This window comes from Streptomyces sp. NPDC093260, from assembly GCF_040683715.1.
Classification (GTDB): domain Bacteria; phylum Actinomycetota; class Actinomycetes; order Streptomycetales; family Streptomycetaceae; genus Streptomyces; species Streptomyces sennicomposti.
Window position 1 is genome coordinate 111,138 of the sequence record NZ_JBFBEK010000003.1, and the last position, 21,132, is coordinate 132,269.

The window sequence follows — 21,132 nt, forward strand, 5'->3', positions numbered from 1 at the left end:
TCGCCGGGGACGGAACGGATCAGGCCAGGTCGGGAGCGACCACCCACTCGCCGCGCCGCAGGACGCCCTTGAGCGTGAACTCCTCGTCCAGCAGCACCAGGTCGGCGTCCTTGCCCGGTTCCAGGGAGCCGATGCGGTCGTCCAGGCCGAGCAGCCGGGCCGGGTTGGCGGACAGCGCGGCCACCACGTCCTCGACCGGGAGCCTGTCGACGGTCACCGCCCGCTGGAAGGCACGGTCCAGGGTGAGGGTCGAGCCGGCGATCGAGCCGCCCTCGACCAGTCGGGCGACGCCGTCGGCCACCTCGACCTCCAGCGGGCCGAGCAGATAGCGGCCGTCGCCGGAGCCGGCGGCGTCCATGGCGTCGGTGATGAACGCGACGCGGGCGGCGCCCGCGTGGTGGAAGGCCAGTTCCAGGGCGGCCGGGTGCAGGTGCACCCCGTCGTTGATCAGTTCGACGGTGACCCGCTCGTCCTCCAGCAGGGCGGTGATCGGGCCGGGGGCGCGGTGGCCGAGGGCCGGCATCGCGTTGAACAGGTGGGTGGCGACGGTGGCGCCCGCGTCGATGGCCTCGACGGTCTGCTCGTAGGTGGCGTCGGTGTGGCCGACCGCCGCGATCACGCCGTGGTCGGCGAGCAGCCGTACGGAGTCCAGGCCGCCGGGCAGTTCGGTGGCGAGCGTCATCATCCTGGCGTGGCCGCGCGCGGCGTCGACCAGTTTGCGCACCTCGGCCGGGTCCGGGTCGCGCAGCAGCGCCTCGGAGTGCGCGCCCTTGCGGCACGGCGAGATGAACGGCCCCTCGAAGTGGATGCCGGCGATCTCGCCCTGCTCGGCCAGCTCCGCGAGCAGTCCGGCCTGCTTGGTGAGGACGCCCATGTCGTCGGTGACGGTGGAGGCGACGAGGGTGGTGGTGCCGTGCGCGCGGTGGGCGCGGACGGCGGTCATGACGTCGTCGGCGGAGCCGGAGAAGGACGCGCCGCCGCCGCCGTGGTTGTGCAGGTCGACGAACCCGGGGACCAGCCAGTGGCCGGAGACGTCGAGCGTCTCGGCGCCCGCCGGAGCCGTGCCGGGACCGGTCCCGGTGTCGGCGATCCGCGTGCCGTCGACGATCACGTGGCCGCCGTCGACGATCCCGGTGGGCAGTACCACCCGGGCTCCGGTGAGAACCTTGTTGGCCATCAGGGGGCTACCTCCGGGCAGTCGTAGAAGTGTTGAGGAGGTCCCAGGCGAGGAGGCCCGCGCCCAGGCAGCCGGCGGTGTCCCCCAGGGCGGCGGGGACGACGGCGGGCAGCTTCTGGAAGGTGACCCGCCGCCGGACGGCCTCCCTGAGCGGTGCGAAGAGAGTCTCCCCGGCCTCGGCGAGTCCGCCGCCGATGATCAGCGTGCGCGGGTCCAGCAGGGTGAGCGCGGTGACCAGCCCGTCGGCGAGCGCGTCCACCGCCTCCTGCCAGACCTCCCGCGCGCGGGCGTCGCCGGACTCCACCGCCTTGGCGCAGTCCGCCGCGTCCGCCTGGGGGTCGCCGCACGCCTCGGCCCAGGCCTGGCTGACCGCGGCGGCTGACGCGAACCGCTCCAGGCAGCCGCGCTGGCCGCACGGGCAGGGGGTGCCGCCGGGCCGTACGACGATGTGGCCGATCTCGCCGGCGAAGCCGTGCGCGCCCGCCTCGACCCGGCCGTCGATGCCGATGGCGCCGGCGATGCCGGTGCCCAGCGGCACGAAGAAGAACCGGTCGGCGCCCTTGCCCGCACCGATGCGGCCCTCGGCGAGGCCGCCGGTGCGCACGTCGTGGCCGAGGGCGACGGGGATGCCGCCCAGCCGCTTTGCCAGCAGAGCGCGCAGCGGTACGTCGCGCCAGCCGAGGTTGGCGGCGTAGGCGGCGACGCCGCGCTCCTCGTCCACGATGCCGGGGACGGCGACGCCGGCGGCGGCGGCCGGTTCGCCGAACCGCTCGGCGCCGACGGCACGCAGTTCGGCGGCGAAGCCGAGGATGTTCTCGACGACGGCGTCGGGGCCGTTCTCGCGGCCGGTGGCGCGCCGCGCCTGGTGCAGCAGCGTGCCGTCGGCGGCGATCAGCGCGGCCTTCATCCCGGTGCCGCCCACATCGAGCGCGATGACGTGTCTCACGGGGGACAGTGTGGCCCTTCGACCCACAAGAGGTCTAGTCCACTCACGTGGTGTAGACCTATCGTGTCCACATGTCGAACAGCGGTACCTGAGGGGCGGAAGAGGCAGTGCAGCGGCGCAGGACAGGAACGATCGCGGTGGTGTCCGCGCTGGGCATGACGGTGTTTCTCGGCGGCTGCGGGAGCACCGGCTCCTCCGACGTCACGCTGCGACTGGTCGCCGCCGACTACGGCGACTCCGCGGCCAACAGCTCGCAGAAGTACTGGGACGGCCTGGTCCGCGACTACGAGTCCGCCCATCCGGGCGTGAAGGTCGAGGTCAGCGTGTACCCGTGGACCGACGTGGACCGCAAGGTCAAGGAGATGGCCGACGCGGGCGACCCGCCGGACATGGCGCAGATCGGCGCCTACGCCGACTACGCCGACCAGGGCATGCTCTACAAGGCCGACGACCTGCTCTCCATACCCGTGCAGGCCGACTTCCTCGGCCAGCTCTCCGAGGCCGGCCAGCTGCGGCACGTGCAGTACGGCATCCCGTTCGCCGCCTCCACGCGCGTGCTGTTCTACAACAAGACCCTCTTCGGCCGGGCGGGCATCACCAAGCCGCCCACGACGTGGGCCGACCTCGCCGCCGACGCCGAGGCGCTGAAGGCCAAGGGCGTGAAGTACCCCTACGCCCTGCCGCTCGGCCCCGAGGAGGCGCAGGCCGAGACCCTGCAGTGGCTGCTGAGCGGCGGCGCCGGCTACACCGACGACATCGGCACCTACACGATCAACTCCCCGCAGAATGCGGAAACGTTCACCTGGCTGAAGGACGAGCTGGTCGGCAAGGACCTGACCGGCCCCGTCGCGCCGGGCAAGCTGAACCGCGCGCAGGCCTTCTCGGCGTTCGCGGCCGGCGAGGTCGGCATGCTCAACGGCCATCCGACGCTGATGCAGCAGGCCGCCAAGAAGGGCGTCGACTTCGGCATGGTGCCGGTGCCGGGGCGCAACGGCACGCCCAAGGCGACCATGGGCGTCACCGACTGGATGATGGCCTTCAAGAAGCACGGCCACAAGGACGAGATCGGCGACTTCCTCGACTTCGTCTACGACCAGAAGAACGTGCTGGCCTTCTCCCGCGAGTACGACCTGCTGCCCGTCACCAGCTCCGCCTCGGACGCGATGTCCGCGGCGGACCGGGACAGGAAGCTGTGGCCGTTCCTGGAGGAGCTGCCGCTGGCGCAGCTCTACCCGTTCGGCAAGACGTCCTGGGCGAAGGTCAGCGCGGACGTGAAGAAGGAGATCGGCCGCACGGTCAGTCCCGAGGGCGACCCCACCGCGATCCTGAACCAGCTCCAGACCACGGCCTCGGACGCGGAGAGCACGCGGGGCGGGGAGTGACGGCGCCGCCGGACGCGTGAACCCGGCGGCCCCCGCGGCCGCGGGCCGCTCGCGTGCGCGGAGCGGTCTTTCGGGGCCGCCCCGGCCGCGTTGTCGGTGGCCGGGGTTACGGTGCGGGGTATGGACGTACGGGACGAGGGCGTACGCGGTGACGGCGCGCCGGACGGGGGCCCGCTGGACGGCGGCGTGCCGGACGGGGGCGACGCGGGCCGCCGCGAGGGGAGCGGCGAGGGGCTGGAGCAGGCGCTCGGGCGGCGGGAGCGGGACATCCTCGCGCTGGAGCGGCGCGGCTTTCCCGGCCCCGGCGCGAAGGAGCGCGCGATCCGCGAGGAACTGGGCCTCTCACCCGTGCGCTACTACCAGCTCCTCAACGCCCTCCTGGACGACACCCGCGCCCTGGCCCACGACCCGGTGACGGTCAACCGCCTGCGCCGGATCCGCGAGGCCCGCCGGGCGGAACGCTGAGGGACCGGTGGGCGCGCCGCCTCCGGGCCACCGGGAGGCCGCGTAGGCCGGCCTCGGGACCCGGGGGCGCGGGACGCGTGGCATACGCGTGACGCGGGGCATACGCGGGGCGTGCGGGATGCGCGGGGCGTGCGGACCGGTGGGGCAGGCCGGGCCGGCCGTGGGGCACGTCGAGGAGTGCGGCCGGGCGAGTGTGGATAGGTTCGGCTCATGGGCAGCCACGAAACGGACTCGACCAACCCCGCCGCCTCCCTGCCGACCCCCGCCACCCAGGCCGGCCGGGACGGCCTCGCCGCCGTCCTCGCACGGCCGGACCGGGCGGTGATCGCACTCGACTTCGACGGCACGCTCGCCCCGATCGTGCCCGACCCCGACCAGGCCCGGGCGCACCCGGAGGCCGTACCGGTGCTCGCCGCGCTGGCCCCGAAGGTGGCCGCCGTCGCGGTGGTCACCGGCCGCCCGGCCGGCGTCGCGGTGCGCAACGGCGGCTTCGCGGGCGTACCCGGCCTGGAACACCTCGTCGTCCTCGGCCACTACGGGGCCGAACGCTGGGACGCCGCGACGGGCACCGTCACCGCGCCCGCCCCGCACCCCGGCGTCGCCGCCGTCCGCGCCGAACTGCCGGGCTTCCTGGACCGGATCGGCGCCTGGCAGGGCACCTGGACCGAGGAGAAGGGCCGCTCGCTGGCCGTCCACACCCGCCGTGCCGAGGACCCGCAGGCCGCCTACGACCTGCTGCGCGAGCCCCTCGCCGAACTCGCCGCCCGGCACGGCCTGATCGTGGAGCCGGGCCGGATGGTGCTGGAGCTGCGCCCGCCGGGCATGGACAAGGGCGTGGCCCTGTCGGACTACGTCCGCGCCCGGGGCGCCGCCTCCGTCCTCTACGCCGGCGACGACCTCGGCGACCTGCCCGCCTTCGCCGCGGTGGAGAAGCTGCGCGCCGACGGCGTACCGGGCCTGCTGGTGTGCAGCGGCAGCAGCGAGGTCACCGAGCTGTCCGAGCGGGCGGACCTGGTGGTGCCGGGACCGGCGGGCGTGGTCGAGCTGCTGCGGAACCTGGCGGACGCGCTGCCGTAGGCGGCGGGCCGTGAGGCCGTACCGGAAGGCCCCGGGGCGCGGCCCCGGGGGTGGTCGGTCTCAGAGTTCGTTCAGCTGGTCCAGGAACCACTGGGCGGGGGGCAGGGCCGTCGCCGCGGCGGCCAGGCGCTTGCTGCGCTCGGCCCGCTCCGGGCCCGCCATGCTCAGCGCCTCGTGCAGGGCGTCCGCGGTGCCGACCACGTCGTACGGGTTGACGACGATCGCGTCGTCCCCCAGCTCCGCGTACGCGCCCGCCTCCCGGGACAGCACCAGCGCGCAGCCCGCGTCGGAGACCACCGGGACCTCCTTGGCGACCAGGTTCATGCCGTCCCGGATCGGGTTGACCAGCGCCACGTCCGCGATCCGGTACGCCGCCAGCGACCGTGCGAAGTCGTCCTTGACGTGCAGGACGACCGGGGTCCAGCCGGGGGTGCCGTACCGCTCGTTGATCTCGTCCGCCACGCGCCGCACCTCGGCCGTGTACTCGCGGTAGACGGCCAGGTCCTGGCGGGAGGGGTAGGCGAAGGCGATGTGGACCACCCGTTCGCGCCACTCGGGCCGGTCCTCCAGGAGCTGCCGGTAGGCGAGCAGGCCGCGCACGATGTTCTTCGACAGCTCGGTGCGGTCCACCCGGACGATCGTGCGGCGCGCGCCGCCGTCGGGCGTCGTGCCGATCTCCTCGCGCAGCGCCGCCATCCGCTCCTTCACATCGGCGCGGTGCGAGCGCTCCCGCAGGAACTCCGCGTCCGCGCCGAGCCCGTGCACGCCGATCCGGGTGCCGCCGAGGCCGCCGGTCAGCGCCTCGCAGCAGCCGGCGAAGGCGTCCGCCCAGCGCCGGGTGAGGAAGCCGAGCCGGTCCGCGCCGAGCATGCCGCGCAGCACCTGCTCGGCGATGTCGTCGGGCAGCATCCGGAAGTAGTCGACCGGGGCCCACGGGGTGTGCGAGAAGTGCCCGATGCGCACATCGGGCCGGAAATCGCGCAGCATGCCCGGCACCAGCGTGAGGTGGTAGTCCTGCACCACCACGGCCGCGCCCTCGGCCGCCTCCTCCGCGAGGGCCTCGGCGAAGGCGCGGTTGTACGCCTCGTACGACGCCCACTGACGGCGGAACCCGGCGTCGAATACGGGTTCGAGTGGGGTCTGGTAGAGCATGTGGTGCACGAACCAGAGCACCGAGTTGGCGATGCCGTTGTAGGCGTCCGAGAACACGTCCGGGGCGATGTCGAGCATCCGGACCTGCTGGCCGCCGGTGTCCTCCGCCGGCAGCCGGCGCCCGCCCTCGAAGCGGCGCACCGCCTCCCGGTCGGCGTCGCCGAGCGCCGCGCACACCCAGACCGCGCCCGCGTCCGGGCCGATCGCGGAGAGCCCGGAGACCAGTCCGCCGCCGCCGCGTTTCGCGTGCAGCGTGCCCTCACCGCCGTCCGGGCGCAGTTCGTACGAAACCGGTCCGCGATTGGAGGCGACCAGCACCTCGGCACCGTGCGTTGCAGCCATGGTCCTGAACCTAGCCCGGGTCCCGAACACTCAAACGTGTGCGGGGACGGGGCGGGCGGGGATTCCGCCTGTCGGTGTCGGTGTCGGTGTCGGCAGGAAGGCCTGCGCGATCACCAGCCCGGTCGGCGACTGCTACGCCGAGGTCGGTTCCGCGCCGGCCGCCCCCTACGGCATGAGCACCTACGGCAAGGGCGGCGCGTACCTGACCCGCGAGCGGGACGCGGCGGGCCGCCGGAGCCGGTCGGACGGCGTACCCGGCTGATCCCCGGGCGTCCTGGGCCGGCTCCCGGCGGGGCCGGGGTCTGGTACCCGGGCGGCCCGCAGCCGCCCCGGGCCTCACGCCACCCGGCGTTCCGCGTATTCCGCGATCTCCGTCATCGGGGGGCGTTCCTCGGTGTCCACCGAGTAGGTGCGCGGCTCGAAGCCGTCCGCGCCGCGCTCGAACTGGGTGAGGGCGGGGCGGATCAGGTGGCCGCGGGCCAGGCGCAGCTGGGCGGTGCGGTAGATCGCGGCGGCCATCCGGCCGAGTGCCTGGCCGTCCTGGTGCCGGTGCAGGCGGACGCCCACGTCGACCTGGGCGAGCGCGTCCAGGCCGACCAGGTGCAGCGCGTCCACCAGCACCCCCAGCTCGACGCCGTAGCCGACGGGGAACGGCAGCTGCTCCAGCAGCGAGCGGCGGGCCGCGTACTCGCCGCCGAGCGGCTGCACGAAGCCGGCCAGCTGCGGCCAGTGCATGTTCAGCAGCGGGCGGGCCATCAGCTCGGTGACCCGGCCGCCCTGCCCGGCCGCGCTCGCGCCCGGCACGCTCAGCGGACGGTCGTACATCGCCTTGACCAGCTGCACCTCGGGGTCGGTGAGCAGCGGGCCGACGATGCCGGTGACGAAGTCGGCGGAGAACTCCCGCAGATCTGCGTCCACGAAGCACACGATGTCCCCGCCGGTGACCAGCAGCGAGCGCCACAGCACCTCGCCCTTGCCGGGCACCGCCGGGATACGGGGCAGGATCGCGTCGCGGTGCACCACCCGGGCGCCGGCCGCCGCGGCCACCTCGGAGGTCCGGTCGGTGGAGCCGGAGTCCACGACGACGATCTCGTCGACCAGCGGGACGCGCCGCACCAGCTCCTCGCGGATCACGGCGACGATCTCCCCGACCGTCGCCTCCTCGTTCAGCGCGGGCAGCACCACGCTGACCGTCGAGCCGCCGGCGCGCTTGGCGGCCAGGACCGTCCGCAGCGGGCGGTCGGCCACGGACCAGGAGCGCGTCCTCAGCCAGCGCTCGACTTCTTCCAGCACGGTCGACGGCTCCTCGTTCCTGCTAGGGCGTGTCAGGCGCGCCCGCACGGCGCGGATCACATCATCCTGTGATCTGTCTCGCGGTTCGGACGACTCTCTCTCACTGTCCCGGCCTTCGGTTACAGTCTTGAACAACGCGGATGACCATCGCATGCCGGGGTCGCCGCGACCCACAATCGAATACCGCTCATCCAGAGGGGCAGAGGGACACGGCCCGATGAAGCCCCGGCAACCCTCCAGCCGGTCTCGTAGATCGCCCGCCGCGATCGTTTCCGCGAGGCTCCCGGCTAGGGAAGGTGCCAAATCCGTCTCACGGCGAGATGCGTCGTGAGGAAGATGAGGAGAAAGGGCCTCGCCTCCATGGCTGTGCAGACAGTTGCAAGCAGCACCGACTCCACCGTAGACCTCGGCCCCGCCGCCGCGCTCAGCTGTCGCGAGTGCGGTCACCGCGTGCCCCTCGGCCCGGTCTTCGCCTGCGAGGAGTGTTTCGGCCCGCTGGAGATCGCCTACGACTTCTCGGCCTACGACACCGAGGAACTGCGCAAGCGCATCGAGGCCGGCCCCGCGAACATCTGGCGCTACGCCCCGCTGCTGCCCGTCCCCGCCGACGTGGCCGGCAAGCCGAACATCAACCCGGGCTGGACCAAGCTCGTCCAGGCCGACCGCCTCGCCGCCGAACTCGGCGTCGAGACCGGCAGGCTCTTCGTCAAGGACGACTCCGGAAACCCGACCCACTCCTTCAAGGACCGGGTCGTCGCCCAGGCCCTGGAGGCCGCCCGCGCCTTCGGCTTCACCACCCTGTCCTGCTCCTCCACCGGCAACCTGGCCGGCGCCGTCGGCGCCGCCGCCGCCCGTGCCGGCTTCCGCTCCTGCGTGTTCATCCCGCACGACCTGGAGCAGGGCAAGATCGTCATGGCGGCGGTCTACGGCGGCGAACTCGTCGGCATCGAGGGCAACTACGACGACGTGAACCGCTTCTGCTCCGAGCTGATCGGCGACCCGGCCGGCGAGGGCTGGGGCTTCGTCAACGTCAACCTGCGGCCGTACTACGCCGAGGGCTCCAAGACGCTGGCGTACGAGATCTGCGAGCAGCTCGGCTGGGAGCTGCCGGACCAGATCGTCGTCCCGATCGCCTCCGGCTCGCAGCTCACCAAGATCGACAAGGGGCTCCAGGAGCTGATCAGGCTCGGCCTGGTCGAGGACAGGCCGTACAAGATCTTCGGCGCCCAGGCCGAGGGCTGCTCGCCGGTGTCCACCGCCTACAAGGCCGGGCACGACGTGGTGCGGCCGCAGAAGCCGGACACCATCGCCAAGTCCCTGGCGATCGGCAACCCGGCCGACGGCCCCTATGTCCTGGACATCGCCCGGCGCACCGGCGGCGCGGTGGAGGACGTGACGGACGCGCAGGTGGTGGACGCCATCAAGCTGCTCGCCCGCACCGAGGGCATCTTCGCCGAGACGGCGGGCGGCGTGACCGTCGGCGTCACCAGGAAGCTGATCGAGGCCGGTCTCATCGACCCGGCGAAGACCACCGTCGTGCTCAACACCGGCGACGGCCTCAAGACCCTGGACGCGGTGGCGGGCACCGGCCTGACCGCGACCATCCGCCCGACCCTGGACTCCTTCCGAGAGGCTGGCCTCGCATCATGAGCGTGACCGTTCGCATCCCCACCATCCTGCGCACCTACACCGGCGGCCAGGCCGAGGTGAGCGCCGAGGGCGCGACCCTCGCCGAGGTCATCGCCGACCTGGAGAAGAACCACACGGGCATCTCCGCGCGTGTCCTGGACGACCAGGGCAAGCTGCGCCGCTTCGTCAACGTCTACGTCAACGACGACGACGTGCGCTTCGAGCAGGGCCTCGGGACGGCCACGCCGGACGGCGCCGGTGTGTCGATCATCCCGGCGGTCGCCGGCGGCTGAGTCTTACCCTGGGTAATCCCGATTACCCGTTGTTCACCGGGCTGCCCCCTCCGTGAGAGAAGCGGAGGGGGCAGTTCTGCGTGATTGAGCGCGGTAGAGTTGGGGAACGCGCTCCTGATCCGAGGATCAGGAAGCCCGCTTTTTCTGCCGCACGACGATGAGAAGTAGCCAAAGTGCGCTCACTTTCCGCGGCATTTGTCTTTTTTGTGAGGCCCGAGTTGCCCTGAATCGGGGCGAATTCTCACCACATTCCGGACCGCTCCCGTCCAGAATTCTCGTCCGATTGACCTGTTGCAGACGGCAGTTGGACAGATACATTCAGCCGCGGTCGACGCGTTCCGGCGCACGCCCCCGTCCACGGGGGGTGAGGTCTGACCCGGATCCGCGAAGTGTGGATCTGTGCAAGGGCCAGTAATAGGGGAGTTAGGCATGGCTCAGGGCACCGTCAAGTGGTTCAACGCGGAGAAGGGGTACGGCTTCATCGCGGTCGACGGTGGTGCGGACGTCTTCGTCCACTACAGCGCGATCCAGATGGACGGCTACCGCTCGCTGGAAGAGGGTCAGCGGGTCGAGTTCGAGATCTCGCAGGGCCAGAAGGGTCCGCAGGCCGACATGGTCCGCGTGACGGCCTGAATCGCGCGGCCACCGCAAGCGTTCTTCGGAAGGGCCCGCACCGCCATCGGCGGTGCGGGCCCTTCGCTGTGCGCGCGGGCGCGCGCCGGGTGGGGCGGGGACGCGTGCGCGCCCGGCCGGCGGCCCGTGTTCGCGGGGGGCTGAGCGGGGTGTCGTAGTCGCCGAAGGCGCTTGCACTCTCGGGGGTCGAGTGCTAATCATTGCGTTAGCACTCTGAAGGTGAGAGTGACAACGAGGACCGGGTCGGTGAGGCCCGCGAGCCGGGTGGGGCAAGGAACCACGAGGCACGCGAGCCGTCCGTCGCGGGCGCGGGCGCGGTCCGAAGGAATCACCCCCAGTCCTGGAGGGACCACTTCACATGGCCAAGATCATCGCGTTCGACGAGGAGGCGCGGCGAGGCCTCGAGCGCGGCATGAACCAGCTCGCGGACGCCGTCAAGGTGACCCTCGGCCCCAAGGGCCGTAACGTCGTCCTCGAGAAGAAGTGGGGCGCTCCCACGATCACCAACGACGGTGTCTCCATCGCCAAGGAGATCGAGCTCGAGGACCCGTACGAGAAGATCGGCGCCGAGCTGGTCAAGGAAGTCGCCAAGAAGACGGACGACGTCGCCGGCGACGGTACGACCACCGCCACCGTCCTCGCCCAGGCGCTGGTCCGCGAGGGCCTGCGCAACGTGGCCGCCGGCGCCAACCCGATGGCCCTGAAGCGCGGTATCGAGAAGGCCGTCGAGGCCGTCTCCGCCGCCCTGCTCGACCAGGCCAAGGAGGTCGAGACCAAGGAGCAGATCGCCTCCACCGCCTCCATCTCCGCCGCCGACACCCAGATCGGCGAGCTGATCGCCGAGGCCATGGACAAGGTCGGCAAGGAAGGCGTCATCACCGTCGAGGAGTCGCAGACCTTCGGTCTGGAGCTCGAGCTCACCGAGGGCATGCGCTTCGACAAGGGCTACATCTCCGCCTACTTCGCGACCGACATGGAGCGCATGGAGGCGGTGCTCGAGGACCCGTACATCCTCATCGCCAACTCCAAGATCTCCTCGGTCAAGGACCTGCTCCCGCTGCTGGAGAAGGTCATGCAGTCGGGCAAGCCGCTGCTGATCATCGCCGAGGACGTCGAGGGCGAGGCCCTGTCGACCCTGGTCGTGAACAAGATCCGCGGCACCTTCAAGTCCGTCGCCGTCAAGGCCCCGGGCTTCGGCGACCGCCGCAAGGCCATGCTCGGCGACATCGCCATCCTCACGGGCGGCGAGGTCATCTCCGAGGAGGTCGGCCTCAAGCTGGAGAACGCCACCCTCGACCTGCTGGGCAAGGCCCGCAAGGTGGTCATCACCAAGGACGAGACCACCATCGTCGACGGCGCCGGCTCCTCCGAGCAGGTGAGCGGCCGCGTGAACCAGATCCGCGCCGAGATCGAGAACAGCGACTCCGACTACGACCGCGAGAAGCTGCAGGAGCGCCTGGCGAAGCTCGCCGGCGGTGTCGCGGTCATCAAGGCCGGCGCCGCCACCGAGGTGGAGCTGAAGGAGCGCAAGCACCGCATCGAGGACGCCGTGCGCAACGCCAAGGCGGCCGTCGAGGAGGGCATCGTCGCCGGTGGTGGCGTGGCCCTGCTCCAGGCCTCCCAGGTGTTCGAGAAGCTGGAGCTGGAGGGTGACGAGGCCACCGGCGCCGCCGCCGTCAAGCTGGCGCTCGAGGCCCCGCTGAAGCAGATCGCCGTCAACGCCGGCCTCGAGGGCGGCGTCGTGGTGGAGAAGGTGCGCAACCTGACCCCGGGCCACGGCCTGAACGCCGCGACCGGAGAGTACGTCGACCTGGTCGCCGAGGGCATCATCGACCCGGCGAAGGTGACGCGCTCCGCGCTGCAGAACGCCGCGTCGATCGCCGCGCTGTTCCTCACCACCGAGGCCGTCATCGCCGACAAGCCGGAGAAGGCCGCCGCGCCCGCCGGTGGCGGCATGCCGGGCGGTGACATGGACTTCTGATCCTCCCCGAGGATCGGACCCGTCCGTCGCACACCGAGGGCGGCGTCCCCTGTCTCACCGACAGGGGACGCCGCCCTCGGGCGTGTTCCGGGTCACTTCGCGGGGGCGGCGGAATACAAGGGCGGCCGCCGGTGTCAGACTCCGTGCGTATGCACATGCACATACCACTGGGTATCGAGTCCTGCACAGGAGCCCCCACATGAGCGTCACCACCTCCGAGCCCACGCCCGGCCCCGCCCCCGAGCCGGCCTCCCGCGCGGCCCGGGTCCTGGCCCGGCCCATCACGCTGAACGGCCTGACCGTCCCCAACCGGATCGCGATGGCGCCGATGACCCGCATGTTCTCCCCGGGCGGCGTCCCCGGCGAGGACGTGGTGTCGTACTACGCCCGCCGCGCCGCCGCCGGGGTGGGGCTGATCGTCACCGAGGGCACCTACGTGGGCCACCCCTCGGCCGGTGAGAGCAGCCGGGTGCCGCGGTTCCACGGCACGGAGCAGCTCGCCGGGTGGGCGAAGGTCGCCGACGCCGTGCACGCGGCGGGCGGCACGATCGTCCCGCAGCTGTGGCACATCGGCATGGTCCGCAAGCCGGGCCGGCCGCCGTTCGCGGACGCCCCGCCGGTCGGCCCGTCCGGGCTGCGCGTCGACGGCACCGAGGGCGAGGGCAAGGCGATGACGCAGCAGGACGTGGACGACGTCATCGCCGCGTTCGCCGAGTCGGCCGCCGCGGCCGAGCGCATCGGCTTCGACGGCGTCGAGATCCACGGCGCCCACGGCTATCTGCTCGACCAGTTCCTGTGGGCGGGCACCAACCGCCGCACCGACGCCTACGGCGGCGACCCGGTGGCCCGCACCAGGTTCGCCGCCGAACTCGTGGCGGCGGTCCGCGCGGCCGTCTCGCCCGACTTCCCGATCCTCTTCCGCTACTCGCAGTGGAAGCAGGAGGCCTACGACGCGCGACTCGCCGAGACCCCGGCGGAGCTGGAGGCCATCCTCACCCCGATCGCCGAGGCCGGCGTGGACGTCTTCCACGCCTCCACCCGCCGCTACTGGGTGCCCGAGTTCGACGGCTCCGACCTCAACCTCGCGGGCTGGACGAAGAAGATCACCGGCAAGCAGGTCATCACGGTCGGCTCGGTCGGCCTGGACGGCGACTTCATCAAGGCGTTCCAGGGCGAGGGCGCGTCCCTGGGCAGCCTCGACAACCTCCTGGACCGTCTGGAGCGCGACGAGTTCGACATGGTCGCCGTGGGTCGCGCGCTCCTCCAGGACCCGCAGTGGGCGGCGAAGGTCCTCGCGGACCGCTACGACGACCTGAAGCCGTACGACGCGGCGTCGCTGACGACGCTGAGCTGACCCGGCCCGGCCGGCGAGCCGCCCCTGGAGGGGTGGCCGCGGCGGGGCCGGGCGCGGGGGGACGGTGGCGGCGGCGGTGACGGCCGCCGCCACGCTCCCTTCGCCGCGCCTGCGGCGGACTCCGCCGGGCGCGGCGGTGCCCGCGACGGGTCCCGGCGGCGTGCGGCCGGGCGGTGACCAGTAGGGGCTTTCCCTTGCTTAAGTCAATCAATCTCGATTATGGTTGCCTGAGTCAAGTACCTCTGCCCTCGACGGAGTCGTCCCCATGTCCGACGCCCCTGCCCGGCCCATCGCGGTCGAGGCCCCGCCCCGACCCCGGGCCGTCGTGGCCGTGCTGGCCTTCGGCGGGATCGTGGTCTCGCTGATGCAGACCCTGGTCATCCCGATCGTCGCGGAGCTGCCCACGCTCCTGCACGCCGCCGCGTCGGACACCGCCTGGGTCGTCACCGCCACGCTGCTCGCCGCCGCCGTCGCCACCCCGGTCATGGGCCGCCTCGGCGACATGTACGGCAAGCGCCGCATGCTCCTGGTCAGCCTCGGCCTGCTGGTGATCGGCTCGGCCACCGCCGCGCTCAGCGACTCCCTCGTGCCGATGATCGCCGGCCGCGCCCTCCAGGGCCTCGCCTCCGGCGTCATCCCCCTCGGCATCAGCATCATGCGCGACGAGCTGCCCGCCGAGCGCCTGGGCTCGGCGACCGCGATGATGAGCGCCTCGCTCGGCGTCGGCGGCGCCCTCGGGCTGCCCGCCGCCGCGGTCGTCGCCGAGAACTTCGACTGGCACGTGCTGTTCTGGGCCTCCGCCGCACTGGGCGTCGTCGCGGCGGTGCTGGTGCTGGTCCTGGTACCGGAGTCGAAGGTGCGCTCGGGCGGCCGGTTCGACGCCGTGGGTGCGGCCGGCATGGCGGCGGGCCTGATGTGCCTGCTGCTGGCCGTCTCCAAGGGCGCCGACTGGGGCTGGGGCAGCGCCACCACCCTCGGCATGTTCGCCGCCGCGGTCGTGATCCTGATCGCCTGGGGCTTCTTCGAACTGCGGATCGAGGCGCCGCTGGTGGACCTGCGCACCACCGCCCGCCGTCAGGTCCTCGTCACCAACCTCGCCTCCATCGCGATCGGCTTCGCGATGTTCTCGATGTCCCTGGTCATCCCGCAGCTGCTCCAGCTGCCCACCCGCACCGGCTACGGCCTCGGCAGGTCCCTGCTCGTCTCCGGCCTCGTCATGGCCCCCTCCGGCCTGGTGATGATGGCGGTGGCGCCGGTCTCGGCGGCCGTCTCCCGCACCCGCGGCCCCAAGGTGACGCTGATGACCGGCGCGCTGATCGTCGCCGCCGGCTACGGCCTCGACATCGCCCTCATGGACCGGCTCTGGCACTTCGTGCTGGCGTCCTGCGTCATCGGCGCCGGCATCGGCTTCACCTACGGCGCGATGCCCACCCTGATCATGGGCGCGGTGCCCGCCTCCGAGACCGGCGCGGCCAACAGCTTCAACACCCTGATGCGTTCCATCGGCACCTCCACCGCCAGCGCCGTGGCCGGTGTGGTCCTCGCCCACATGACCACCGCGTCCGGGCCCCACGCGCTGCCCTCGGAGAACGGCTTCCGCACCGTCCTCGCCCTCGGCGCGGGCGCGGCCCTGCTGGGCTTCGCCATCGCCTCGTTCATCCCGCGCCGGCGGACCGCCGCCCCGAGCGCGCCGCTCGCCGCCGCGGACGAGCCGGGAGCGCCCGTGGTGAAGGCGTAGAGCGGTGAGGACGCGGCCGTAGAGCGGCGGGGAGCGGACGGGGGCTGGGCGCCTACAGGTTCCCCAGCGGCTCGATGTCCACCCGCACGGGGTGGCCCCAGACCCGGACGACCTCGTAGTCGGTGAACTCGTGCACGAGCCGGTAGGCGATCGCGGCCCGCGGCGCCCGGCGCTGGGCGGCGATGAACAGCTCCGCCTCCCGCCGGTCCCGGCGCGGGGTCCCGCACAACTGCCATTCCCGCCCGTTCCACAGCTCCGGCAGCCAGCGCTGCTGGGGCTGCGGCCGGTCCTCGCGCACGCCGTAGCGGGACGGCGCGGGCGCGGACTCGGCTGCCGGGCGCCCGTAGGAGCCGTGGCGGGCGGCGCGCCGCCGGGTCTCGCACAGCAGGCACAGGTCCGGGGCGCTGGTGTCCACCGGGCCGTTCGGGTGCTCGGGGCAGCGGGTGGCGGGGGCGGCCGACGTGACGCTCTCCTCCAGCAGGTCGAGAGCGCGCCGCAGGTCGCCCTTCACCTCGTGCAGTCTGGCGTCGGGCGTGTCGGCGGACAGCGCCTCCCCGTGCTCGCCGAGGAGCCGGAGGGCGCGTCCGAGAGCGGTGAGCTGGGCATGGTTCATGGTCCCCCCAGCGTAGGCCCGTGGCGGTGGCTGCGGGGCGGTGCCGCCGGGGGGCGGGGGAAGAGGGGGAACGCCGGGCCGCATCCCGCACGGGGCAGGCGGGGTCCTCCCCCTGCGTGGCCCGGATCTCCCGCTCGTCCTCAAGGCCCCTGCCGTCAGCCGCCCGCCCGGTCGAGGGCGACCCGCAGGTGGCCGGACGACTCCTCTAGGAGGCGGCCGGCCGTCGGGGCGTCCACTGAGGCCAGCAGGATCAGGATCGCGTTCTTCACCTCGCCGTGCGCCGCCGTGAGGGCGCGCTCGATCTCCTCGTCCGGCGCGCCGGTCGCCAGGGCCACGATCCGGCGGGAGCGGGCGCGCAGCTTCTCGTTCGAGGCGCGCACGTCGACCATCAGGTTCCCGTACGTCTTGCCGAGGCGGATCATCGTGAGCGTCGAGATCATGTTCAGGACCAGCTTCTGCGCCGTGCCGGCCTTCAGCCGGGTCGAGCCGGTCAGCAGCTCCGGACCGACCACGACCTCGATCCCGTGCTCGGCGGCGGCGGCCAGCGCGCTGCCCTCGTTGCAGGCCAGGCCGACGGTCAGCGCGCCGAGCCGGCGGGCGTGCTCGACCGCGCCGACGGCGTAGGGGGTGCGGCCCGAGGCGGAGACGCCGACCACCGTGTCGTCCGGGGTGAGCTTCAGCGCGTCCAGCGCCTCGACCGCCAGCTCCCGCGAGTCCTCGGCCCCCTCCACCGAGGTCACCATCGCCTGCGGGCCGCCCGCGATCAGGCCGACGACCTGTCCGGGGTCGGTGTTGAAGGTGGGCGGGCACTCGGAGGCGTCCAGCACACCGAGCCGCCCGGCGGTGCCCGCGCCCGCGTAGATCAGCCGGCCGCCGCGCGCCATCCGCTCGGTCACCGCGTCGATCGCGGCGGCGATCTGCGGCAGCCGTTCGGCCACCGCGCGCGGCACGGTGGTGTCCTCGGCGTTCATCAGCCGGGCGATCTCCAGGGTGGGCAGCCGGTCGATCTCGGCCAGCTCGGGCCGGAACGCCTCGGTCGTCAGCGTCTCCAGCTCGGTACGCAGCTCTCGGTAGTGGGGCGTGGAGGTCATGAGGGACGGCTCTCTTCGTGCGCGGGCGATGCGGTACGGATCGCGGGTGCGGGTGCGGGTGCGGGTGCGAGGTGGGTGCGGGTCGTGCGGTGCGGGTGCGGTGCGGGGTGCGTGTACGGGCGCTGGTACCGGGACCGGTGCCGGCGGCCCCCCCCGGAACGGCTGACCGCGCGCCCCGGACAGCGCTTGCCGTCCGGACGGCGTACGCGGAAGCGTCGCGCCCCGGGCCTTCCCGGCGGCCCGGGGCCCTGCCCCGAAGCCGGAGCCGGCCCCCAGGCGGGAACTGCCCCCCGGGCGACTCCGGAGCCGCCCGGGGGGAGGCCGCCCGCGCCGCCGCGCCTACGCGCGCCGGTCGGAGCCGCGTGGGGTGTGGCGGTGGGCCAGTGCCTCGTACGACGCCGCCAGGGCCGGCGCCGCCGTCTCGTAGGTCCGTTGCGCCACGCCGACGAACAGGCAGTCCACAACCAGGAGTTGGCTGGTGCGGGAGGACATCGCCGCCGGGCGCAACTCGCTCTCGCGGGCCGTGGAGGTGGTCAGCACGTGGTCGGCGTACTGGGTGACGGGCGCGTCGGGGCGGCCGGTGATCGCGACGGTGGTCGCGCCCCGGTCGAAGGCGACCCGCAGCGGTTCGATCACGTCACCGGTCGAGCCCGAGTGGGTGATCGCGATCGCCACGTCGCCCGCGCGCAGCTGCACCGCGTTGGTGACGGCGAGGTGCGGGTCGCTGTGCGCGTGCGCTATCAGTCCTATCCGCAGCAGCTTCTGCGTGAGGTCCTGGGCGACGAGCCCGGAGGCGCCGATGCCGTAGACGTCGGTGCGGCGGGCGGCGGCGAGCGCGGCGACGGCCGCGCCGAGCTGGACGGTGTCGAGCCCTGCGGCGGTGTCGGCGAGGGTCTGCTGCTCGTCGTAGGCGAGCTTGGCGACGACGTCGGCGATGGGGTCGTCCACCGCGATGTCGGTCGTTATGGCGGGCGCGCGCCCCGACTGCTGCTGCGCGGCCAGGCCCGCGAGGGCCAGGCGCAGATCGCGGTAGCCCGGATAGCCGAGCAGGCGGGCGGTGCGCACGACGGTCGCCTCGCTGGTGCCGGTCAGCTCGGCGAGGCCGGTGACGGTCAGGGCGGCGCAGCCGGCCGGGTCGCCCGCCACGGCCTCGGCGACGCGCTGCATGGAACGGGTCATGGAGGGCGCGAGCGTGCGCACCTTGGCCGCGAGGGCGGCGGGTGCGGGCGGCGCGGTGCCCGGAGCGCCCCTGGTACCCGAGCCTGCGAAAATTTCCTTCACGTCGTGGGTCACACCATGAAAGCTATTTTCCGGGCGGAGGTGTGGTCAAGAGGTGCGCACAATGGGGGCATGGCAGACCCCATCAGCCCGCTGGAGCAGGCCCTGCACGCCGCGCGTGCCCTCGTGCTCGCCGACCTCGTCGCCGGCGAGGTCGCGAAGGCGGACGTCGTCTCGCTCGTGGAGGACTCCGTCGCCCAGCGCCGCTGGTGGGTGGAGCAGTGGCCGGACGGCGCGCGGTACGTGGCCGGACTGGTCGCGCAGGACGTCCAGGACGCGCTCCTGGAGCGGTACGGCCGCTGGCCGTTGTGCCCGGTGTGCGGCTACGGCGACCCGCACGCGCTGGACGTCGAGCCGGAACTCGGCCCCGATCCGCACTGGGTGTGCAGCCAGGCCGGCGTGAAGGTGGCCCCGGTGGGCGGCCTGGCCCGCGCCCTGGGCGGGACGGCGTCGTGACGCCCACCCGTGCGGCGGTCCTCCTGACGGCCGCCCGTACGGCGGTCGTCGTGGCGCTCACCCGTACGGCGGAGGCCGTCGCCGCCCGTACGGCCCCGGCGGCGCCGTGACCGTCTACGTCGACCCGGCGAACTGGCCGGGGCACGGCCGGCTGTGGTCGCACCTCGTCAGCGACGTCTCCTACGCGGAACTGCACCTGTTCGCCGCCGGACTGGGGCTGCCCCGGCGCGCCTTCGACCGCGACCACTACGACCTGCCCGCGCACCGCTACCCGGACGCGGTGGCCGCGGGCGCGGTGGAGGTCAGCAGCCGCGAGGTGGTGCGGCTGCTGCACGCGGCCGGCCTGCGCCGCCGCAAGCGCCGCGACCGGCAGCCGTGACCCCCGCGCCCGGCACGGGAGTCGCCCCGGGCCCGGGCCTCAGGGCCTGAGTCCCAGCCCTAAGGCCGCAGTTCGTACGCGAGCAGGTCGTCCACATCGGGCACCTGGACGAAGCCCGCTCGGGTGAGCACCCGCTGCGAGGGGACGTTGTCCCGCTCGACCGTGGCGAGCAGGGCGCGTACGTCGTCCCGGGCCAGCGCCCATGCCGCCAGGGCGCGTACCGCCTCGGTGGCGTAGCCCTGGCCGCGGGCCGACTCGGCGAGGTCGTAGCCGATCTCGGCGCGGCCGTCCTCGTCGGGGGCGCCGTGGAAGCCGATCGCGCCGACCGCGCGCCCGTCCTCGCGGCGCACCAGCGCGAACATGCCCCACTCGGACCGGTGCACGCCGTCGAGGTACGCCTTGGTGATCATCCCGGCGGCCTCGCGGGTGCCCGTGAAGGGGCCGCCCTCGACCCACCGGAGGCCGCCGTCCCCGCCGGCGGACAGGTCCAGGGCGGCGGCCGGGCTGACGCCCTCCAGGGTGAGGCGTTCGGCGGGCAGGGCGAGGGTGTTGTGCCAGCGCCACTCGGCGACCGGCGCGCGGCCGGGCAACTCGCCGCGGCCGGTGGCCCACAGGAGGGTGGACCAGGCGGTCTCTCCGGGGCGGACGTGCGGGAAGATGCGGGTGAGGACGCCCTCGCACAGGTCGGCGGGCGGCTCGTAGGCCAGGCCCAGGCCGGTGGCGATGTCGTGCGTGTGCAGCAGCACCTCGGCGATGCCCATCGCCGCGAAGCCCTCGGGACCGGCGCTGCGGAAGGGGTACGGGTGGAAGGCCCGTACGCCCGGCGGGGTGGTGCGGACGGCCGCGGCGAGCAGCGCGCCGGTCGTCGCGATCACGTCCAGCACGTCGGCGGTGCCGGTGCCCTCGTCGAGGGTGATCTCGAAGGGGACGTAGTCGTGCTGCGCGCGGCCCGCCAACTGACCGGCGTAGGCGATGAGATCGCTCGCGATGTGCTCGGCGGTGTGCCGGCAGCTCCACTCCAGCCGGCCGGCCCGTACGCCGTCCCAGTCCCGGTCCGTCGCCGTCCGCAGCACCGCCACCGCGTCCGCGACGGCCCGCTCCACCTGTTCCCCGCCCCATGCGTTCATAGGGCGCAGGGTAGGGGCCGGGCGGACGTCACTGCGACAGCATTTCCAGTTCGGAGGCGAGGTTGTAGCGGGCCGTGGCCTCCCAGTGGCGTTCGCCGTAGGGGGTGCGGAAGAGGCGGGGCAGGGCGAGGAGCCGGCGCAGTACGTCGGACCGGCCGGTGCGGAAGAGGTCGTTCGGGACGAAGTGGTACTCCTCGCGGACGCCGGCGGCGTAGGCGGCGTAGGCGGACGGGGGCGCGGCGAGGATCGCGAGGTCGGCGTCGCACAGGACCCGGCCGTCGCGGTCGTCGCCGGCCGGGTCGTGGGTGACGGTGAGACGGACCAGCCGGGCCACCTCGGCGGTCTTGTCCGCCGCCACCCCGGCCTCGGGCAGGGCGCGTTCGGCGAGGCGGGCGGAGCGCTCCTCGTTCTCCGACCGGTCGGGCAGGTAGACGGCGTCGTGGAACCAGGCGGCCAGCCGCACCACGTCGGGGTCGGCGGCGTACTCCGCCAGTACGTCGACGTGGTCGAGGACGGCGGTGAGGTGGGTGAGCGTGTGGTAGTGCCGCTGCGGTTCCCGCCAGCGGCGCAGCAGGTCGTCGGCGTAGGGCGCGGGGTCGGGGCCGCCGCCGGGGCCGCGGGTGCTGTCGAGGGCGCGTGCGAAACGGGCCCGGAGGGTGTCGAGATCCGCGTGATCGGCCATGGGCCCCATTCTCCCGTCGTACCCGCCCGTCCGGGGAGCCGAGC

General features: G+C 73.3%; 20 protein-coding genes and 1 riboswitch. Of the genes, 11 read left to right on the forward strand and 9 right to left on the reverse strand.

Annotated elements, in window-relative coordinates:
• Positions 1 to 19: 19 nt before the first annotated feature.
• The gene (gene nagA, locus AB0N63_RS04780) at positions 20 to 1,180 is read right to left on the reverse strand and encodes an N-acetylglucosamine-6-phosphate deacetylase (protein WP_365524749.1); all 1,161 of its coding nucleotides are present in this window, start codon (positions 1,178 to 1,180) and stop codon (positions 20 to 22) included.
• 4 nt (positions 1,181 to 1,184) lie between these two features.
• Positions 1,185 to 2,123 carry an ROK family protein gene (locus AB0N63_RS04785; RefSeq protein ID WP_365524079.1) on the reverse strand — a complete coding sequence of 313 codons (939 nt, stop codon included), beginning with the start codon at positions 2,121 to 2,123 and terminating at the stop codon, positions 1,185 to 1,187.
• A gap of 107 nt (positions 2,124 to 2,230) precedes the next feature.
• On the opposite strand from AB0N63_RS04785, the gene AB0N63_RS04790 reads away from it, so the two are divergent.
• From AB0N63_RS04790 to otsB, 3 genes are all read left to right on the forward strand, one after another.
• Positions 2,231 to 3,505: an extracellular solute-binding protein gene (locus AB0N63_RS04790; protein WP_365524082.1), complete on the forward strand. Its 1,275-nt coding sequence runs from the start codon at positions 2,231 to 2,233 to the stop codon at positions 3,503 to 3,505.
• Between the two features lie 234 nt (positions 3,506 to 3,739).
• Positions 3,740 to 3,970, forward strand: a complete 231-nt coding sequence (locus tag AB0N63_RS04795) for a DUF3263 domain-containing protein (RefSeq protein WP_365524752.1) — start codon at positions 3,740 to 3,742, stop codon at positions 3,968 to 3,970.
• Positions 3,971 to 4,180: 210 nt separating this feature from the next.
• On the forward strand, positions 4,181 to 5,047 hold the full coding sequence (gene otsB, locus AB0N63_RS04800; RefSeq protein WP_365524085.1) for a trehalose-phosphatase: 867 nt from the start codon (positions 4,181 to 4,183) through the stop codon (positions 5,045 to 5,047).
• Positions 5,048 to 5,107: 60 nt separating this feature from the next.
• Here the strand turns inward: otsB and AB0N63_RS04805 are convergent, their stop codons facing one another.
• Complete coding sequence (locus AB0N63_RS04805) at positions 5,108 to 6,541, reverse strand: trehalose-6-phosphate synthase (RefSeq protein ID WP_365524088.1); 1,434 nt, start codon at positions 6,539 to 6,541, stop codon at positions 5,108 to 5,110.
• A gap of 336 nt (positions 6,542 to 6,877) precedes the next feature.
• Positions 6,878 to 7,834: a glucosyl-3-phosphoglycerate synthase gene (locus AB0N63_RS04810; protein WP_365524090.1), complete on the reverse strand. Its 957-nt coding sequence runs from the start codon at positions 7,832 to 7,834 to the stop codon at positions 6,878 to 6,880.
• A 184-nt stretch (positions 7,835 to 8,018) separates the two neighbouring features.
• A riboswitch (SAM riboswitch) is annotated at positions 8,019 to 8,177 on the forward strand.
• Positions 8,178 to 8,194: 17 nt separating this feature from the next.
• Here AB0N63_RS04810 and thrC point away from each other — a divergent pair.
• From thrC to AB0N63_RS04840, 6 genes are all read left to right on the forward strand, one after another.
• Positions 8,195 to 9,484 (forward strand): threonine synthase, encoded by a 1,290-nt coding sequence (gene thrC / locus AB0N63_RS04815; RefSeq protein WP_365524093.1) that lies wholly within the window; start codon positions 8,195 to 8,197, stop codon positions 9,482 to 9,484.
• Entirely contained in the window at positions 9,481 to 9,756 is a 276-nt protein-coding gene (locus AB0N63_RS04820; RefSeq protein WP_365524096.1) for a MoaD/ThiS family protein, read from the forward strand. Before thrC ends, AB0N63_RS04820 begins: the two co-directional genes overlap by 4 nt.
• 429 nt (positions 9,757 to 10,185) lie before the next feature.
• Positions 10,186 to 10,389 (forward strand): cold-shock protein, encoded by a 204-nt coding sequence (locus AB0N63_RS04825; protein ID WP_009189266.1) that lies wholly within the window; start codon positions 10,186 to 10,188, stop codon positions 10,387 to 10,389.
• A 358-nt stretch (positions 10,390 to 10,747) separates the two neighbouring features.
• Positions 10,748 to 12,370 carry a chaperonin GroEL gene (gene groL, locus AB0N63_RS04830; protein WP_365524099.1) on the forward strand — a complete coding sequence of 541 codons (1,623 nt, stop codon included), beginning with the start codon at positions 10,748 to 10,750 and terminating at the stop codon, positions 12,368 to 12,370.
• Between the two features lie 199 nt (positions 12,371 to 12,569).
• Entirely contained in the window at positions 12,570 to 13,724 is a 1,155-nt protein-coding gene (locus tag AB0N63_RS04835) for an NADH:flavin oxidoreductase (protein ID WP_365524101.1), read from the forward strand.
• A gap of 265 nt (positions 13,725 to 13,989) precedes the next feature.
• Positions 13,990 to 15,462, forward strand: coding sequence for an MFS transporter (locus tag AB0N63_RS04840; RefSeq protein ID WP_365524104.1), 1,473 nt, complete (start codon positions 13,990 to 13,992; stop codon positions 15,460 to 15,462).
• A gap of 52 nt (positions 15,463 to 15,514) precedes the next feature.
• Here the strand turns inward: AB0N63_RS04840 and AB0N63_RS04845 are convergent, their stop codons facing one another.
• From AB0N63_RS04845 to AB0N63_RS04855, 3 genes are all read right to left on the reverse strand, one after another.
• On the reverse strand, positions 15,515 to 16,075 hold the full coding sequence (locus AB0N63_RS04845; RefSeq protein ID WP_365524107.1) for a hypothetical protein: 561 nt from the start codon (positions 16,073 to 16,075) through the stop codon (positions 15,515 to 15,517).
• Between the two features lie 155 nt (positions 16,076 to 16,230).
• Entirely contained in the window at positions 16,231 to 17,166 is a 936-nt protein-coding gene (gene murQ / locus AB0N63_RS04850; protein ID WP_365524109.1) for an N-acetylmuramic acid 6-phosphate etherase, read from the reverse strand.
• A gap of 339 nt (positions 17,167 to 17,505) precedes the next feature.
• On the reverse strand, positions 17,506 to 18,459 hold the full coding sequence (locus AB0N63_RS04855; RefSeq protein WP_365524111.1) for a MurR/RpiR family transcriptional regulator: 954 nt from the start codon (positions 18,457 to 18,459) through the stop codon (positions 17,506 to 17,508).
• A gap of 57 nt (positions 18,460 to 18,516) precedes the next feature.
• On the opposite strand from AB0N63_RS04855, the gene AB0N63_RS04860 reads away from it, so the two are divergent.
• The gene (locus tag AB0N63_RS04860; protein ID WP_365524114.1) at positions 18,517 to 18,900 is read left to right on the forward strand and encodes a hypothetical protein; all 384 of its coding nucleotides are present in this window, start codon (positions 18,517 to 18,519) and stop codon (positions 18,898 to 18,900) included.
• A gap of 106 nt (positions 18,901 to 19,006) precedes the next feature.
• Positions 19,007 to 19,279 carry a DUF4031 domain-containing protein gene (locus tag AB0N63_RS04865; protein WP_365524117.1) on the forward strand — a complete coding sequence of 91 codons (273 nt, stop codon included), beginning with the start codon at positions 19,007 to 19,009 and terminating at the stop codon, positions 19,277 to 19,279.
• Between the two features lie 59 nt (positions 19,280 to 19,338).
• Here AB0N63_RS04865 and AB0N63_RS04870 read toward each other — a convergent pair whose 3' ends face one another.
• Positions 19,339 to 20,382: a GNAT family N-acetyltransferase gene (locus tag AB0N63_RS04870; RefSeq protein ID WP_365524755.1), complete on the reverse strand. Its 1,044-nt coding sequence runs from the start codon at positions 20,380 to 20,382 to the stop codon at positions 19,339 to 19,341.
• A 52-nt stretch (positions 20,383 to 20,434) separates the two neighbouring features.
• The gene (locus tag AB0N63_RS04875) at positions 20,435 to 21,088 is read right to left on the reverse strand and encodes a hypothetical protein (protein WP_365524119.1); all 654 of its coding nucleotides are present in this window, start codon (positions 21,086 to 21,088) and stop codon (positions 20,435 to 20,437) included.
• Between the last annotated feature and the right edge of the window lie 44 nt (positions 21,089 to 21,132).

Excerpts from the sequence above, each read along its gene's own strand:
- AB0N63_RS04820 (WP_365524096.1), top strand. The coding sequence starts at position 9,481 with ATGAGCGTGACCGTTCGCATCCCCACCATCCTGCGCACCTACACCGGC.
- AB0N63_RS04875 (WP_365524119.1), bottom strand. The coding sequence starts at position 21,088 with ATGGCCGATCACGCGGATCTCGACACCCTCCGGGCCCGTTTCGCACGC.
- AB0N63_RS04825 (WP_009189266.1), top strand. The coding sequence starts at position 10,186 with ATGGCTCAGGGCACCGTCAAGTGGTTCAACGCGGAGAAGGGGTACGGC.
- thrC (WP_365524093.1), top strand. The coding sequence starts at position 8,195 with ATGGCTGTGCAGACAGTTGCAAGCAGCACCGACTCCACCGTAGACCTC.
- AB0N63_RS04840 (WP_365524104.1), top strand. The coding sequence starts at position 13,990 with ATGTCCGACGCCCCTGCCCGGCCCATCGCGGTCGAGGCCCCGCCCCGA.
- AB0N63_RS04835 (WP_365524101.1), top strand. The coding sequence starts at position 12,570 with ATGAGCGTCACCACCTCCGAGCCCACGCCCGGCCCCGCCCCCGAGCCG.
- AB0N63_RS04860 (WP_365524114.1), top strand. The coding sequence starts at position 18,517 with ATGGCAGACCCCATCAGCCCGCTGGAGCAGGCCCTGCACGCCGCGCGT.
- murQ (WP_365524109.1), bottom strand. The coding sequence starts at position 17,166 with ATGACCTCCACGCCCCACTACCGAGAGCTGCGTACCGAGCTGGAGACG.
- groL (WP_365524099.1), top strand. The coding sequence starts at position 10,748 with ATGGCCAAGATCATCGCGTTCGACGAGGAGGCGCGGCGAGGCCTCGAG.
- AB0N63_RS04845 (WP_365524107.1), bottom strand. The coding sequence starts at position 16,075 with ATGAACCATGCCCAGCTCACCGCTCTCGGACGCGCCCTCCGGCTCCTC.
- otsB (WP_365524085.1), top strand. The coding sequence starts at position 4,181 with ATGGGCAGCCACGAAACGGACTCGACCAACCCCGCCGCCTCCCTGCCG.
- AB0N63_RS04805 (WP_365524088.1), bottom strand. The coding sequence starts at position 6,541 with ATGGCTGCAACGCACGGTGCCGAGGTGCTGGTCGCCTCCAATCGCGGA.